This is a genomic window from Rugamonas sp. DEMB1 (genome assembly GCF_029834475.1).
Classification (GTDB): domain Bacteria; phylum Pseudomonadota; class Gammaproteobacteria; order Burkholderiales; family Burkholderiaceae_D; genus Rugamonas; species Rugamonas rubra.
Window position 1 is genome coordinate 4,687,952 of record NZ_CP122407.1, and the last position, 15,888, is coordinate 4,703,839.

The 15,888-nt window shown below is 64.9% G+C and carries 11 protein-coding genes and 2 pseudogenes; 4 read left to right on the top strand and 9 right to left on the bottom strand.

Features of this window, described 5'->3' with window-relative positions; all coding sequences use genetic code 11:
* The first annotated feature begins 713 nt into the window (after positions 1 to 713).
* Positions 714 to 2,076 (top strand): annotated as a pseudogene (gene xseA / locus QC826_RS21570) (exodeoxyribonuclease VII large subunit).
* A 144-nt stretch (positions 2,077 to 2,220) separates the two neighbouring features.
* Positions 2,221 to 3,258 (top strand): YhcG family protein, encoded by a 1,038-nt coding sequence (locus QC826_RS21575; RefSeq protein ID WP_279762367.1) that lies wholly within the window; start codon positions 2,221 to 2,223, stop codon positions 3,256 to 3,258.
* A gap of 8 nt (positions 3,259 to 3,266) precedes the next feature.
* Here the strand turns inward: QC826_RS21575 and QC826_RS21580 are convergent, their stop codons facing one another.
* From QC826_RS21580 to QC826_RS21615, 8 genes and pseudogenes are all read right to left on the bottom strand, one after another.
* The gene (locus QC826_RS21580) at positions 3,267 to 4,259 is read right to left on the bottom strand and encodes a glucokinase (RefSeq protein ID WP_279762368.1); all 993 of its coding nucleotides are present in this window, start codon (positions 4,257 to 4,259) and stop codon (positions 3,267 to 3,269) included.
* A 65-nt stretch (positions 4,260 to 4,324) separates the two neighbouring features.
* Entirely contained in the window at positions 4,325 to 5,542 is a 1,218-nt protein-coding gene (locus tag QC826_RS21585; protein WP_279762369.1) for a TonB-dependent receptor domain-containing protein, read from the bottom strand.
* The gene (locus tag QC826_RS21590) at positions 5,539 to 6,777 is read right to left on the bottom strand and encodes a TonB-dependent receptor (protein WP_279762370.1); all 1,239 of its coding nucleotides are present in this window, start codon (positions 6,775 to 6,777) and stop codon (positions 5,539 to 5,541) included. The genes QC826_RS21585 and QC826_RS21590 overlap by 4 nt, the downstream gene beginning before the upstream one ends.
* A gap of 126 nt (positions 6,778 to 6,903) precedes the next feature.
* Positions 6,904 to 7,950, bottom strand: coding sequence for an ABC transporter ATP-binding protein (locus tag QC826_RS21595; RefSeq protein ID WP_279762371.1), 1,047 nt, complete (start codon positions 7,948 to 7,950; stop codon positions 6,904 to 6,906).
* Between the two features lie 2 nt (positions 7,951 to 7,952).
* Positions 7,953 to 9,342 (bottom strand): annotated as a pseudogene (locus QC826_RS21600) (GH1 family beta-glucosidase).
* 142 nt (positions 9,343 to 9,484) lie between these two features.
* Positions 9,485 to 10,369 carry a carbohydrate ABC transporter permease gene (locus tag QC826_RS21605; protein WP_279762372.1) on the bottom strand — a complete coding sequence of 295 codons (885 nt, stop codon included), beginning with the start codon at positions 10,367 to 10,369 and terminating at the stop codon, positions 9,485 to 9,487.
* Positions 10,366 to 11,367, bottom strand: a complete 1,002-nt coding sequence (locus QC826_RS21610) for a carbohydrate ABC transporter permease (RefSeq protein ID WP_279762373.1) — start codon at positions 11,365 to 11,367, stop codon at positions 10,366 to 10,368. Before QC826_RS21610 ends, QC826_RS21605 begins: the two co-directional genes overlap by 4 nt.
* A 128-nt stretch (positions 11,368 to 11,495) precedes the next feature.
* Positions 11,496 to 12,755, bottom strand: a complete 1,260-nt coding sequence (locus QC826_RS21615) for an ABC transporter substrate-binding protein (RefSeq protein WP_279762374.1) — start codon at positions 12,753 to 12,755, stop codon at positions 11,496 to 11,498.
* Positions 12,756 to 13,224: 469 nt separating this feature from the next.
* Here QC826_RS21615 and QC826_RS21620 point away from each other — a divergent pair, with 469 nt between their 5' ends.
* Both QC826_RS21620 and sodB read left to right on the top strand, forming a co-directional pair.
* The gene (locus QC826_RS21620) at positions 13,225 to 14,205 is read left to right on the top strand and encodes a LacI family DNA-binding transcriptional regulator (RefSeq protein ID WP_279766561.1); all 981 of its coding nucleotides are present in this window, start codon (positions 13,225 to 13,227) and stop codon (positions 14,203 to 14,205) included.
* Positions 14,206 to 14,349: 144 nt separating this feature from the next.
* The gene (gene sodB, locus QC826_RS21625) at positions 14,350 to 14,928 is read left to right on the top strand and encodes a superoxide dismutase [Fe] (RefSeq protein ID WP_279762375.1); all 579 of its coding nucleotides are present in this window, start codon (positions 14,350 to 14,352) and stop codon (positions 14,926 to 14,928) included.
* A 199-nt stretch (positions 14,929 to 15,127) separates the two neighbouring features.
* On the opposite strand, the gene QC826_RS21630 is transcribed toward sodB, so the two are convergent.
* The gene (locus QC826_RS21630; protein WP_279762376.1) at positions 15,128 to 15,886 is read right to left on the bottom strand and encodes a hypothetical protein; all 759 of its coding nucleotides are present in this window, start codon (positions 15,884 to 15,886) and stop codon (positions 15,128 to 15,130) included.
* Positions 15,887 to 15,888: the final 2 nt, after the last annotated feature.

The following is a 15,888-nucleotide window of genomic DNA, read 5'->3' on the forward strand; positions in this document are numbered from 1 at the left end:
AATCATTATCACCAACGATCAAGTCGTTGTTTTTAAACGATATTTAAGCTCTGCGCAAAAATATGGCAGTTCGGCAATATTCGCCGACTTATGCACTGCCACCGTCGTTTCCACCATCCAAAGGCGCCAGGAAGGCGATTTAGCCAGGCTATCGTCAGCAACACTGTACTTCTGCACATTTTGTGTGGATAAGATTGTGCGCAAGCTAGGTGATGGCCCGTGAAGTCTTTGATTTATATAAGATTTATTGCCTTGAGTAAAAACAAGGCAGGCTGGTTCGGGAGTGGAAAACGGTCTCGTCGGCGTTTCGCCAATTATTCGGTCCCATTCGCGGCGTGGGGACAAGTCGCGAGTTCTGCACATCTTCTGTGGATAAAATTGTGCGCAAGACGGCAGATAAGAGACTAAGTCATTGATTTGTAATAATATACTTTCCCTGCGTAAATTTTACGCAGTAGCAAACAAGCAATATGAAAAAGACTATCGCTCACACAAAGTTCCACACATCTTCTGTGGATAACTTTGTGCGTAACTGCCGGTGGCAAACCCAAAGTACTTGATCCGTAAGGCTTTTTTGCCTCTGCATGCAAATGCGGCAAAAAGATTTACCCTTAATAATCAAATGTTTACAATAAAACCTTGCCGTTTTAGTTGATATATGACATAAGCATGACCGCCACCAATTTTTGTGGATAGCTTATTTTTTCGACATCATGAACCACAGCGACGACACCGATTTCAGCCCTCCTCCACCGCCCGTGATGACCGTCACGGCGCTCAACCAGGCCGTTGCCCGCCTGCTGGAACGCTCGTTTCCGCTCAGTTGGATCGCCGGCGAGGTGTCCAACTTCACCCGCGCCAGCTCGGGCCACTGGTATTTCACGTTGAAGGACGACGCGGCCCAGGTGCGCGCCGTGATGTTCCGTGGCCGTGCCCAGCACGCCGGCTTCATCCCGCGCGAGGGCGACAAGGTCGAGGTGCGCGCCCTGGTGACGCTGTACGGCGCCCGTGGCGACTACCAGATCAACGTGGAGGCGATCCGCCGCGCCGGCGTCGGCGCGCTGTTCGAGGCCTTCCAGCGACTCAAGGAGCGGCTCGGCGCGGCCGGCCTGTTCGACCAGGACCGCAAGCGCGCCCTGCCGATGTTCGCCCGCACCATCGGCATCGTCACCAGCCCGCAGGCGGCGGCGCTGCGCGACGTGCTCACCGCGCTCAAGCGGCGCGCGCCGCATATCCACATCGTGCTATATCCCACGCCGGTGCAGGGCCAGCAGGCGCCCGAGCTGATCGCCCGCGCCATCGACACCGCCTCCGAGCGCGCCGAGTGCGACGTGCTGATCGTTTGTCGCGGCGGCGGCAGCATCGACGAACCTGTGGTCGTTCAACGACGAGGCGGTGGCCTACGCCGTCGCCAACTGCAGCATGCCGGTAATTTCCGGCGTCGGCCACGAGACCGACTTCACCATCAGCGACTTCGCCGCCGACCTGCGCGCGGCGACGCCGACGGCCGCCGCCGAACTGGCCGCCACGCCGCGCGCCGACTGGCTCGCCTCGTTGCGCGCCGACGCCACCGACCTGCGCCGCGCCATGCGCCGCGCGGTGGGCGAGGCGGCGCAGACGCTGGACAACCACACGCGCCGCCTGCTCAGCCCCGCCGCGCAGATCCGCCAGCAGCGCTTGAAACTGCTGGCGCTGTCGACAGCGATGACGCACGCCAACCGTGCGCCGCTGGCGCAGGCGCGCGGTGGTTTGGATCGCTTGAGCGGTAAATTGGCGGCGCGGCGGCCCGATGTGCGCGCGGCGCGCCAGCAACTGGCCGGATTGCAGCATCGCGGCGCGCTGTGCATGGGGAGTTTGTTGGGGCAGCGGCGCGACGCGCTGGGCGCGCTGGCGGCGCAGCTGGAGCTGCTCAATCCGCAGCGCACGCTGGAGCGCGGCTACGCCATCGTCACCGACGCCAAGGGCGCCGTGCTGCGCTCGCCGGCCCAGCTCAAGCCGCGCCAATCGCTCACCGTGCGCCTGGCCGAGGGCAGCGCGCAGATCGACGTGGCAGCGGTGCAGCCCACGCTGGACTGATTTGTCGAGAAAAAGCAGAGAGTATTTGGATCGCGCCGCTAAGATATCCAATATCCTCTCTGCATTTTGCTACAACAGGTCAGCAATAAGGCATTGACGTTGGCAGGGAGCCGTCGCCGAAACCTTCCCAAAAGAGGTATCAGCATGACAACAACCTCGCTCCCTGCAGCCATGCCCGACGATTACGCCGACTGGCTCAGGCAACTCAAAACCGACATCAGTAGCGCCCGGCAACGGGCCGTACTGGCCGTCAACGCCGAACTGGTCCGGCTTTACGGCCGTATTGGACATGACATCCTGCAAAGGCAACAAAGCCAAGCCTGGGGTTCGAAGGTTATCGACCGACTGGCGCGCGATCTCAAAGATGAATTTCCTGATATGCGGGGTTGGTCGTCAAGTAATCTGAAATATATGCGCTTTTTTGCGCAGCATTGCCCGGCTGGACAATTCGGTCAGCAGCCTGCTGACCAATTGCCGTGGTTCCATATCGTCACGTTGCTGACCAAGCTGCGCAGCGTCAACGAGCGAGAATGGTATGCGTCGCAGGCCGTACAGCACGGCTGGTCGCGCACGACACTGGAATTGAACATCAAGAACCATTTGCGGCAACGTCAGGGGGCTGCGGTAAGCAATTTCATGATCCGCTTGCCGAACGCTGCCTCCGCCCTGGCACAGGAAGCCCTGAAAGACCCCTATCTGTTCGATTTTATCGGTTTGGGCAATGATGCGCAGGAACGCGAGATCGAAGACGGACTAATCCGTCATATCACCCGCTTCCTACTGGAACTTGGCGCCGGCTTTGCCTTCGTCGGGCGGCAATTCCGGCTTGACGTGGCCGGCGACGAATTCTTCATCGACCTGCTGTTTTATCACACGCGCCTGAAATGCTACGTGGTCGTTGACCTGAAAGCCGGCGCCTTCAAACCCGAACACGCTGGCCAACTTAATTTCTATCTTTCCACGGTCGATGCCCAGATCAAAGCCGAGGATGACAAGCCAACCATCGGCTTGTTACTGTGCAAGCAGAAAAACCGGCTGGTGGCGGAATATGCGCTGTCCGGCATCGACAAACCGATAGGCATCGCCGAGTACCAATTGCTACGCGATTTACCGGAATCGCTGGAGCGCAGCCTGCCAAGTATCGCCGAGATCGAGGCGGAACTGGCAGGCAACACGGATTGATCCTGTAGCTACTCCGCCGACAGCATGGCCGACATGCCGATCAGCGCCGGATAGTCGTCGGTGATGACGAAGGTGGCGATGTTCGCCAGGTAGTCGGAGAAGCGCCCCTTCTGCTCGAAGCGGGCGCGAAAGCCTGAGCGGGCGAAGAAGTCGCCCATGCGCGGCACGATGCCGCCGCCGATGTAGATGCCGCCCTTGGCGCCCAAGGTCAGCGCGACGTTGCCGGCGACTGTGCCGAGCATTTCGCAAAACGCCTCCAGCGTCTCGACGCACAACGGGCAGTTGCCGCGCAGGCCGCGTTCGACGATCTCCGGCGCGCTTAAGCTCTCCGCCTCGACGCGGCCGCGTTCGGCCAGCGCGCGGTACACCAACCCCAGGCCGATGCCCGACACCAGCCGCTCGCTCGAGACGTGCTCGTGGAAGCGCCGGGCGTAGCGCAGGATGTCGATCTCGCGCTCGCTCATCGGCGCGAAGGTGCTGTGGCCGCCCTCGCTGTCGAGGGCGATCCAGCGCGCGCCGGCCGGCACCAGGCCGGACACGCCCAACCCGGTGCCCGCCCCCACCAGCCCGACCACGCCGCCGGCGCGCGCCGTGCCGCCGCCGATCTGCCGCATGTGGCCGGCGTCCAGGTGCAGCAAGGAGCTGGCCAGCGCGGTGAAGTCGTTCACCACCACCAGCGATTTCAAACTGAACTGCGAACACACCGCCTCGATCGAGAACGACCAGTGGTGGTTGGTCATGCGCACCCAGTCGCCGTCGATCGGGTTGGCGATGGCGATGCCGGCCAGGCGCGCCTGGTAGCCGCCGGCGGCCACCGTGGCCGGTTGCGCCAGGTAGTGCACCAGCGCCGCGCCCAGGGTCGGGTAGGCGGCGCAGTCGGCCGTCCAGATCGCCTCTATCCGCTTGGGCGCCGTCTCCACGCCGAAGCGGGCGTTGGTGCCGCCGATGTCGGCCAGCAGGCGCGGGCCGTTGATGAAACCGGGGAAGCTGTCGCGTTGCATGGTTGTCCTTGAGGTTCCGGGGTGCGGGCGCGGCGGGCGGTCCCACTGACCGCCGCGCCCGACGATCAGAACTTCATCGACACGCGCGCACCGAACGTACGGGGCTGATTATAGAACGCGCCGTAGATTTGCTGGGTCGGCTGGCAAGGCATGCCGGTGTCGGTGCACAGCTCCGTCACGTCCAGCTTGACCGCCTTGTCGGTGGCGTTCTGCACGAACAGCTCGGCGGTGTAGGCCTTGTTGGTCGGCTGGTAGCGCACGCTCAGGTCGAGCGTGGTGTAGGCGTCCTGCCGCTTCACGCCGGCGTGGCCCGGCACGTCGCCGTTGAAGGCGCCGCTGCCGATGAAGGAGTCGCCTTCATAATGCACCGCCGCGCGCGGGGTCAGCTGGCCGCCGCCGAGCGCGAAGTCGTGCTCGTACTGGATGGTGGTGGCGAACTTGGGCGCGTGCTTCATGGTGGCGCCGCCGACGTTGACCAGCGGCGCGGTCGAGCCGCAGGACTGGCCGTTGGCGCGCGCCGCGTCGACGTCGCAGGACAGGAAATCGTCGTACACCGCCTTCAGGTAGGTGGCGTTGCCGGTCAGGCGGTCGATGCGGGTCGGACGCCAGGTCCATTCCGCCTCGACGCCCTTGACCGTGGCGCCGGCCGCGTTGAAGTTGGCCAGCACGCTGTTGACCACCTGCGATTCGAGCTTGTCCTTGTACTTCATCCAGAAGGCGTCCAGGTTCAAGGTCAGCTCGCGGTTGAACAGGTCTGACTTGAAGCCGATCTCGTAGCTGGTCAGTTTTTCCGGCTTGGTGGTGGCGCCGCCATCGCCGATGGCCGGCGAGTGGAAGCCGGTGGTGACGGAGCCGAACAGCAGGATCTGCGGCGCCAGCTTGTACTCGACGCGGCCGAGCCAGGTCGACTGGCTGTATTTCAGGTCGGCCGAGTTGTCGCCCGCGGTGTTGCCGCAGCCGGCCGCCGTCACCGCGCCGCCGGGGCCGATGTTGTGGCTGTTGATCAGGCCCGAGCCGGGCGTGACCAGCTGGCGGATCTGGTCGGCCGTCAGCACCGTGGTGCCCAGCGGGACGTTGGCCGGCCAGTTCGGGCAGGCCCAGTTTTGGCCGCCGATATCGAACTTGTGGTCCTTGGTGTAGCGCGCGCCGGCGGTCAGCTTGATCTGCTCGCTCACCTGCTGGCTGATCTGGGCGAAGGCGGCGTTCGATTTCAACTGGCGGTTGCCCTGGTTGAACGACATCGCCGAGGCGTACTGGCCAACGGTCGGCTGGACGAAGATCACCGAGCCGTTGGCGAGGCTGCCTGCGCCACCGTGGCCTGCGAGATCTGGCTGCGGTCGATGTCGAAGCGCACCTTGTTCTTCTCGCCGAAGACGAACAGGCCGCCGACCCACTGGAACGGCGCGTCGTTGTCGGAACGTGCCTGCAGCTCGTGCGAGTAGCTGTCGAACTTGGCCCACTCGGTGCGGTTCTCCGATTTGAAGCCGGGGAAGACGCCGGCGTCGGCGTCGTTGGCGTTGGTGCGCTGGTAGCGGCTCCAGCTGCCCAGGTAGGTCAGGTCGAGCGACTCGCTCGGCTTGTAGTTGAGGCGGCCCTTGTAGGTCATGATGGACTGGTCGAGCATGCCCGGCGTGTCGATCAGCGCCGAGCGCAGCTCCTGGCCGGCCTTCGGCTCGGCCGCCAGGTAGACGTTGCCGGCGCCCTGGTCGTGGAAGTAGTCGGCGATGAAGGTGCCGCGCAGCTCGGGCGTGATCTTCCACAGCAGCGAGGCGCGCACGCCCATCTGGTCGTTGGCGCCGTACTTCTTCGAACCGGGCAGCACGTTGGAGCCCTGGCGGAAGGCCACGGTGCCGTCCTGGCTGTCCTTGATGGCGGCGATGCGCAGGCCCAGCGTGTCGCTCAGCGGGATGTTGACCATCGCCTGCGTCTGCAGGTGGTGGCGGTCGCCGACGGTCATGCCGGCGGTGCCGAAGAACTTGTCGGTGCTGGGCGCGCCGGACACCAGGTTGACCGCGCCGGCGGTCGAGTTGCGGCCGTTCAGCGTGCCCTGCGGGCCGCGCGCCACCTCGACGTGGCTCAAGTCGTACATCAGCGCGGTGGCGCCCTGCGGCCGCGGCGAGTAGATGCCGTCGACGTAGAAGGCCACCGCCGGATCGCCCAGCTCGGTGTGGTTGGCCGAGCCGACGCCGCGCATGTAGACGTGCACGCCGCCGGAGTCGCCGTGCTGCTCGACCACCAGGCTGGGCACCATCGCCGTCAGCGAGGCCAGATCCTTGACCTGGTTGTTGGCCAGCGTGTCCTGGCTGTAGGCGGTGATCGCCAGCGGCGTCTCCTGCACGAAGGTGTTGCGGCGCGTCGCCGTGACGACGATGCGGTCGACGGTGTCGCCGGCGGCCGGCGCGGCGGCGGGAGCTGCGGTCGGAGCTGCGGCGCCGGTGGCGGCCTGCTGGGCGAAGGCGCTGCCGCCGGCCATCAGCGCGATGGCCAGCGCCATCTTGGTTTTTTTCAAGTGGTTCATTTGTCTATCCTCTATTTCCGTTAATTGAATGATGTCACATAGCTCTTTGGCTACTGCTGCACATGCATTGCTGTGCTCAAGTTGAGTTCATGGCTGGCCCCCGTTTAGCTTTCTGCATTTTCGTGTTCAATGTGCGGCCACGGCGCGGCCGGCCGGGTCGAATAGGAAGGCCTTGTTCTGCTGCGGGATGAAGCCGATGCGCTGCTCCGGCCGCAGTTGTGTGGCCTGGTCGCCGTGCAGCTTGATGGCCACCGTGTGCGCGCCGCCGTCCAGCGTGGCGTGGACGATCTGCGCGTCGCCCAGCTGCTCGATCAGGCTGATGCGCGCCGGGCAGCCCTGCTCCGGCCCGACGATGCTCAGGTGTTCGGGGCGGATGCCCAGGGTCAGCTCGCTCAGGTCGCCGGCGTGCGGCAGGGCGAAGCGGCCGACCACCTCCACGCAGGGCAGGAAGTTCATGCGCAGCGCGCCGATGAAGCCGGCGACGAAGCGGCTGGCCGGCCGTTGGTACAGCTCCAGCGGCGCGCCGACCTGCTCCATGTGGCCGCCGTTGAAGACGGCCACGCGGTCGCCCAGGGTCATCGCCTCGACCTGGTCGTGGGTCACGTAGACCATCGTGGTGCCCAGCTCCTGGTGCAACTTGGCCAGCTCGATGCGGGTCTGCACGCGCAGCGAGGCGTCCAGGTTGGAGAGCGGCTCGTCGAACAGGAACACCTTGGGCTGGCGCACGATGGCGCGGCCGATCGCCACGCGCTGCCGCTCGCCGCCGGACAAGGCCTTCGGCTTGTGGTCCAGGTGGTGGCTGATCTGCAGGATCTCGGCGACCTTGTTGACCGACTCGCGCACCTGCGCCTCCGGCACCTTGGCCATCTTCAGCGCGAAGCCCATGTTGTCGCGCACCGACATGTGCGGATACAGCGCGTAGCTCTGGAACACCATGGCGATGCCGCGCTCGGCCGGCGGCACCTCGTTGGCCAGCGTGTCGCCGATCAGCATCTGGCCGGCGCTGATGTCCTCCAGCCCGGCGATCATGCGCAGCAGCGTCGACTTGCCGCAGCCGGAAGGGCCGACGAAGACCATGAACTCGCCGTTGGCGATCTCCAGGTCCAGCCCTTTGACCACCTCGGGGCCGTCGCCGTAGGATTTGCGGATGCCGCGTAAAGAGATGCTGGCCATGCTTACTCCCCCGCGCCGCTGGCGCCGACCGCGCCGACGGCTTTGCCGGCGTGGTGGTATTGGCCGGCGCGCTGCCGGGCGATGAAGCTGCGATACCACAGCGCGCTGTCCTTCAGCGTGCGCTGCTGGGTCGCGTAGTCGACGTAGACCAGGCCGAAGCGCTTGGCGTAGCCGGAGTTCCACTCGAAGTTGTCGAGCAGGCTCCAGTAGAAGTAGCCGCGCACGTCGACGCCCTGCTCCATCGCCGTGGCGATCGCCTGCAGGTGGCTGCGCACGTAGTCGATGCGGCGGGCGTCGTCGACCCGGCCGCCGGCCAGCTGGTCCGCCTCGGCCATGCCGTTCTCGGTGATGTAGACCGGCGGCAGCTGGTACTCGCGGTGCAGCGCCAGCAGCAGCTCGCTCATGCCCTGCGGGTAGATCTCCCAGCCCATGTCGGTCAGGCCCAGCTTGGCCTCGGACTGGCGCGGCGGCGTCTCGGTGCTGACGAAGGCGCGGAAGTAGTAGTTCACGCCGAGGAAGTCGAGCGGCTGCTGGATATCCTTGAAATCGTTTTCAAAGATGGACAAACGGGTCGTGTCGATGGCTTTCAGTGCCAACTCCGGGTAGCGGCCCTTGAAGATCGGGTCCATGAACCATTGCACCGAGCGGGCGTATTCGAGGTCGGCGGCGGCCTTGTCGGCGGCCGAGTCGGTGGCCGGGGTGGCGGTCCACTGGTTGAGCACGATGCCCAGCTTGGCCGGCGCCTTGACCGCGCGCATCGCCTGCATGGCCAGGCCGTGCGACAGCAGCAGGTGGTGCGACACCTGCAGCGCGGCGACCGGGTCGGCCACGCCGGGGGCGAACTGGCCGTTGCCGTAGCCGAGGTTGGCGCTGCACCAGGGCTCGTTGTGGGTGGCGATGGTGGCGACGCGGGCGCCGAAGCGGCGCGCCACCTCGGCGGCATAGGCGGCGAAGTGGTGGGCGGTGTCGCGGTTGAGCCAACCGCCCAGGTCGCTGCAGGCCCTGCGGCAGGCCCCAGTGGTACAGGGTCAGGTGGGCGGTGATGTTCTTTTCGCGCAGCTTGTCGAGCAGGCGCGAATAGAAGTCGAAGCCCTTCTCGTTCCAGGCGCCGTGGCCGTCCGGCTGCACGCGCGACCAGCTGACCGAGAAGCGGTAGGCGTTGACGTTGAGCGAGGCGATCAGCTCGACGTCCTCGGCGTAGCGGTGGTAGTGGTCGCAGGCGACGTCGCCGTTGCTGCCGTCGATGACCTTGCCGGGGGTGTGGCTGAAGGTGTCCCAGATCGAGGGGCCTTTGCCGTCCTCGGCGGCGGCGCCCTCGATCTGGAAGGCGCTGGTGGCCACGCCCCAGGTGAAGGAGGCGGGAAAATCAAGCTTGTCGGTGTGGTTTGGCATGGTCGTTGAGTCGAAAAAAGTCGGGTTAGAAGTCGTTGAAACTAGCGGGTCGGCGGGGCGATGGGACGCACTATCCCCAGGGTCAGACCCTAGGGTCTGACCCTATATTTTCGCCGGCGGATTTTCTGGGTCTGGCGCGGCGTCAGCCCTTGACGGCGCCCTGGGTCAAGCCCTCGATCAAGCGCTTCGAGGCGACGAAGAACATGATCAACAGCGGCAGCACGGCGATCGCGGCGCCCACCATCAAGGCGCCCCACTCGGTGTTGTTGGGCGCCTGGATGCTGCGCAGCGCCACCGGTATGGTGTAGTTCTCCACCGAGCGCATCACCACCAGCGGCGTGATGAAGTTGTTCCACGAGTTGATGAAGGTGATCAGGCCGAGCGTGCCCATGGCCGGGCCGATCAGCGGCAGCACCACGCGCCAGTAGATGGCGAACTCGCCGCAGCCGTCGATGCGGGCCGCCTCGATCAGCTCGCGCGGGATCGCCGTGCCGATGTACTGGCGCATCAGGAAGATGCCCAGCGCGCCCGCCGCGCCCGGCACATACAGGGCGCGCGGCTGGTCGAGCCAGCCGATGAAGTCCATCAGCATGAAGGTCGGCACCATGCCCATGAAGGCGGGGATGATCATCGAGCCCATGACGATGGCGAACAGCGGCTGCTTGAAACGGAACTCGTAGACGGCGAAGGCGTAGCCGCCCAGCGAGCAGAAGAACAGGGTCAGCGCGGTCTGCATCAGCGCCACGTACAGGCTGACGCCGATGTTGCGCCAGAACGGCAGGCGCTCCTCGAGCAGCTTGAGGTTGTCCAGCGCCGAGGCGCCGAACCAGGCCGGCGGCGGGAAGCTGAAGATTTCCGCGCTGGTGTGGGTGGCGAAGACGAACATGAAGTAGAACGGCGTGAACATGATCAGCGCGCCGACGCCGACGATGCCGTAGGCGCCGAACTTGGCGCTCCATGCTGCGGCGGCGCCCAGGCCGTTCGAACGCGCCGCGCTTGCTGCCAGTGTTGCGGATGCTGCGCTCATCGTGCGCCCCTTTCATTGCGGCTGAAGATGCGGTTGTTGACCCAGGTGCTGCTGGCGATGAGCAGGAACAGCAGCCAGGAGATGGCCGAGGCGGTGCCGAAGTCGCCCGACGAGAACGCCGTTTTGTAGACGAACATGGCGGTGGTCAGCGCCGCCTGCCCCGCCCCGCCGGACTCGCCGACCAGGATGAAGGGCTCCTCGAAGGTCTGCAAATTGCCCATGATGGTCATGGTCACGGCCAGGTACATCATCGGCCGCAACTGCGGCAGCGTGATGTGCCAGAACTGCTGGCGCTTGCTGGCGCCGTCCAGGGTGGCGGCCTCGTACAGGTCGCGCGGGATCACCTGCAACGCCGAGATATACAGCACCAGGTTCCAGCCGAGGTAGCGCCAGAAGATGACGAAGGCCACGGCCGGCTTGATGAACTGCGAGTTGTTGAGCCAGTCGATGGGCTCGGCCGGCATCAGGGAACCGAGCAGCGGCACCTCGCCGAGCGCCTTGAGCAGCAGGTTGATCTCGCCGTACTGGCGCGAGAACAGGGTGTTGAACACCATCGCGATGGCCACGCTGGAGGTGATGAAGGGCAGGAAGTAGGCGCCGATCACCAGGTTGCGCGAGCGCTTGAAGGTGTTGTGGATATAGGCCGCCAGCGGGATCGCCACCAGGTGCTGTGGCACGCCGGAGGCCAGCGCCAGCCACAGCGTGTTGCCGAGCGACTTGAAGAACCAAGGGTCGTTCAGCGCGAAGATGTAGTTGTCCAGGCCGACCCACTGCATGGCGGTGATGCCACTGGCGGCGTCCCACTGGTTGAACGACAGGTAGATGGAAAACAGCAGCGGGAACAGGCTGAAGGCGCCGAACAAAATGAAGAAGGGGCTGATGAACAGGTAGGGCGCCCACTTCTTCGAGTCGAAGCGGCGGCGCGCGCCGCCACGCCGGCTTGGCGCGGCGCCGACCGGCTCGATGGCCTTGAACGGGCCGAGCGCGGGCGCGCTCACGGGCGACCCCGACACGTGTCCTGCCGCTGCGGATTCGACGCGGTGCGCGCCATGGTCCGCGCCATGGTCCGTGCGAAGGCCAGTGCGATGGCCCGCTGTATGGTCTGGTGCATGCTCGTCTCCATTCATCAACGGCGCGCCCGGCGCTCGATCAGCGCCTTGGCGTCGCGCAGCGCGGTCTTGATGTCCTTGTTCTGCTCGAGGACGTTTTCCAGCTCGCTGTTGACGACCTCGTTGGCCATCCAGTCGTATTTGTCGACGCGGATCACCGGGATTTTGACGGCGGTGTCGCGCGCCAGCTGGCGCGTCTTCTGGCCGCCGAAGTAAGGCTGCGCCTCGTCCATCGCCGGGTCGCCGTGCGCCGCCAGCAGCGACGGGTAGCCGCTGATCTCGCGCAGGGCCGTGAGCTGGACCTCCTTGTTGGCGGTCATGAACTTGATGAACTCCCAGGCCTCGGCCTTGTTGACGGCCTTCTTGGGGATCGCGTAGAAGGAGCCGCCGTAGGAGGCCAGCGCGCCGCCCGGCAGGCCGCTGGCGCGCCACTGTCCCTTGTAGTCCGGCGCCAGCCACTTGGCCAGGTGGCCGCCGAACCAGAAGCCGCTCATTTGGCTGGCCACCTTGCCGCGCTTGAAGCCCTCCGACCATTCGCTGGTCCAGGCCACCGTCTTGGTGTCGATGCCGGCGACGCGGGCCGCCTTGGCCAGCTCGAAGGCGCGCACGAAGCGGGGCGAGTCGACCAGCACCTTGCCCTTGTCGCCGAAGTAGATGCCCTCGCCGTCCTTCAGGTTGGCGCGGATGTAGATGTCCTTCAAATCGCCGGCGCGCGCCAGCAGCATGGTGCCGGTGGCGGCCTTGAGCTTTTTGCCGGACTCGATGTAGGACTCCCACGAGCGGCTCAGCTCCTCCTCCTTGATGCCGGCCTTGTCCATCAGGTGCCCTTGCGGTAGAACAGCATGCCCGGGCCTATGTCGGCCGGCATCGCCGCCAGGTTGCCGCGCGAGTTGGTGGCCTGCGGGTAGGTGTAGGAGACGAACTGCTTGCGGTACTGCTCGGCAGCATATGGCGGCGCCAGCAGGTTCGTCCAGCCCCTTGGACTCGGCGAAGATGCCGATGTAGCCGAAGTCGACCGCCACCACATCGGGCAGGTGGGCGCCGGCCGCCAGCGCGGTGGTCATGGAGTTGTGGTGGTCCTCGATCTGCAGGCTGACCAGCTTGATCTTGATTTCGGGGTGCAGCTTTTCCCACATAGGTAGCGCTACCTTCACCGCCCGGTCAAGATCCGGGAAGGAGGCTACGGTGATGGTCGCCGGTGCGGCGCCCACCTGTGGCGTGGCCACGGCGCAGAATGCGACGGCGCTGGCCATGGCGGCCGATATCCTTGATTTCATTGCTTTGTCTCCGATTATTCGTTTGCGTTTTCTATCTTGAAAACGTTTTCACATCATGCATTCATTAAATACCGCTTTTTGATTCAAGTCAACCGCAAATCGGGGCCGGCGGAATCGAGGATTGAAGCACAGAAAGATCCACCGGGGTGGGCGGTTCGCCAAGAATGCCCACCGAATCCCACCCTCCCCTATGAACAGCCGGGTATTCGGCGGCTTGTGGCGGCGCGCGGTGAGGCCCAGTCCAGTTGTGAAAAAAATGCAACAATACTTGAAAACGTTTTCAGCATTGCGTGACGTGATTCCCAAAAACGGCCGAAACCGTCCGCTGCGATGCATTTCGGCCGGGTGGCGGGCGATTTATGTTACCCTTTCGCTGAAAAGGTTTTCAGGCCAGACCTGGCTACCGCGCATCGCACCGACAGGAACCACTTTGACTCACGACGACCAGCCCACCCCGCCATCGACCCTGATGGATGTCGCACGCCTGGCGGGGGTGTCGCCGAGCACGGTGTCGCGCATCCTCAACGGCACCGCCCGCGTCTCCGAGGACAAGCGGCTGGCCGTGCTGGCCGCCATCGCGCAGATGAACTTCGCCCCCAACCAGATGGCCCAGGCCCTGAAGAAGGGCCGTTCGATGACCATCGGCATCGTCGTGCAGGACATCTCCAGCGCCTTCTTCGACGAGAACCTGCGCGGCATCGACGACGGCCTGAAGGGCACCGGCTACGCCTCGGTGATCGTCAGCGGCCACTGGAACCCCGAGGAGGAGGCCGAGCGCATCCGCCTGCTGCTGGGGCGCAAGGTCGACGGCATCATCCTGTTGTCGGGCCGCATGTCCGACGAGGCCGTGCGCGCCTTCTCGCTGCAGCGCCCCATCGTCTCGACCGGGCGCGAGCTGCACACCCGCAGCGCGCTCGGCATCAAGCTCGACAACGAGCACGGCGCCTGGATGGCGACCCACCATTTGATCGAACTGGGCCACCGCCGCATCGCCTTCATCGCCGGTCCGCCCAACAACCTCGACGCCGAGGAGCGCCTGGCCGGCTACCGCCGCGCGCTGCGCGAGGCCGACCTGCCCTTCGACCCCAAGCTGGTGGTCGAGGGCAACTTCATCGAAAGCGGCGGCCTGCTGGCCATCAACCACCTGTTCGAGACCCAGCAGCAGTTCTCCGCCGTGTTCGCCGCCAACGACCAGAGCGCCTACGGCGTGCGCCTGTGCCTGTACCGCAAGGGCATCCGCGTGCCGGACGACATCTCGCTGGTCGGCTTCGACGATCTGCCCGGCTCCTCCTACACGACGCCGCCGTTGACCACGATTCGCCAGCCGCTATACGAGATCGGCCTGCTCAGCACCAACGCACTGCTGCGCCTGATCAACGGCGAGACGGTCGACACCCAGGTGCCGCCATTGGAGCTGATCGTGCGCGAGACCACCCGGCGGGTGCGCTAGACGCTTGTTTTAGGGCCAGGCCGGGCGCGTTGTTCCTGCGGCGCGACAATCGCAAGCACTCCTGCACCGTTCGCGCATCCGCTTTACAATGATGGTCGTTTCGGCAAAAATCGTCTTCTGTCTCAAACCACTAAGGAATAACAAATGGAACATACCCTGCCACCTCTGCCGTATGCAATGGACGCCCTGGCGCCCCACATCTCGCAAGAAACGCTGGAATACCACTACGGTAAACACCACCAAGCGTATGTCACCAACCTGAACAACCTGATCAAGGGCACCGAGTTCGAGAACCTGTCGCTCGAAGAGATCATCAAAAAATCCTCCGGCGGCATCTTCAACAACTCCGCCCAGGTATGGAACCACACCTTCTACTGGAACGGCCTGACCCCGACCGGCAGCGGCGCACCGACCGGCGCGCTGGCCGACGCGATCAACGCCAAATGGGGTTCGTTCGACGCCTTCAAGGCCGAGTTCACCAAGTCCTGCGTCGGCAACTTCGGTTCCGGCTGGACCTGGCTGGTGAAAAAGGCCGACGGTTCGGTTGACATCGTCAACACCTCGAACGCCCTGACCCCGCTGACCACCACCGACAAGCCGCTGCTGACCTGCGACGTGTGGGAACACGCCTACTACGTCGACTACCGCAACGCCCGTCCAAAATACGTGGAAACGTTCTGGAAACTGGTCAACTGGGAATTCGCCGGCGCCAACTTCGCCTGATCGAATTCAGCTTGTTACCCCGCCGGCAAGGCGGGGGCAAAAAAGCCTGTGCCTCCCGGCGCAGGCTTTTTTTTACCCCTACCCCGAGACGCGGAAGCCGGGGTCTGACCCCATGCGGGGTCAGACCCCTTAGCTTGCGGGGTTAAGCCGGCATCCCGCTGTCGACCGGGTCACCGGGGTCAGCCAGCGGAGCTTGGCGTCAGGACTGCAGTTGCAGCGTCTTGACCACTTTGTTCTCGTCGCGCTCGCCGGCGCCGGAGGCCCTGTTCTTGCTCTCCTTGCGGATCGCGATCAGGCGGTCGCCGACCAGGCTGTAGACGCTCTGGTCCTCGTTCTTCGCCTCGAAGCTGATGACGATGAAGGCGCGGCCGGAGGCGTTCTGCGTCAGCCGGCTGGCCAGCGGCACGCCGTCGGCGGCGATCCACACGTGCAGCACGCCCTCGAAGTCCTTGATGTATTTGCGGTCGCGGTCGCTCAGCGTGTCGATCGAGGTTTCGTAGGTCAGCAGGCGGGCCGGCTTGCCGCCGTAGGTGTCGGCCTTTTCGCTCTTCCACACCGCCTTGTCGAGCACGCGCTGCAAATCGCTGGCCGCCGAGATCATCGGCCGCAGGTCGTTGGGGGCGAACTCGCGCGCCGCCATCAGGGTCGGCGTCTTGGCGTTCGGGTTCTTCGCCTGGGCGTGCGCCTCGGCGTCCATGCGCGCCAGGATCTCGCGGCCGTAGGACAGCTGCATGCCGCGCGTGCTGTCGTCGATGAACACGCTGGCCGCGCCATGGGTCTCCTCGGCGTCCTTGCCCTCGCCGGCGCGGCGCCAGGTCTTGGTTTCCAACAGCGCCTTCAAGGGCGCCTGCGCCTGGCAGCGCTCCAGCGCCGCCTTCAGGTCGGCCTGGCCGTCGGCGCGGGCGGCGTGGCCGCACAGGGCCAGGGCGGCCAGCAACATCGTGTGGGATAAGCGCATGC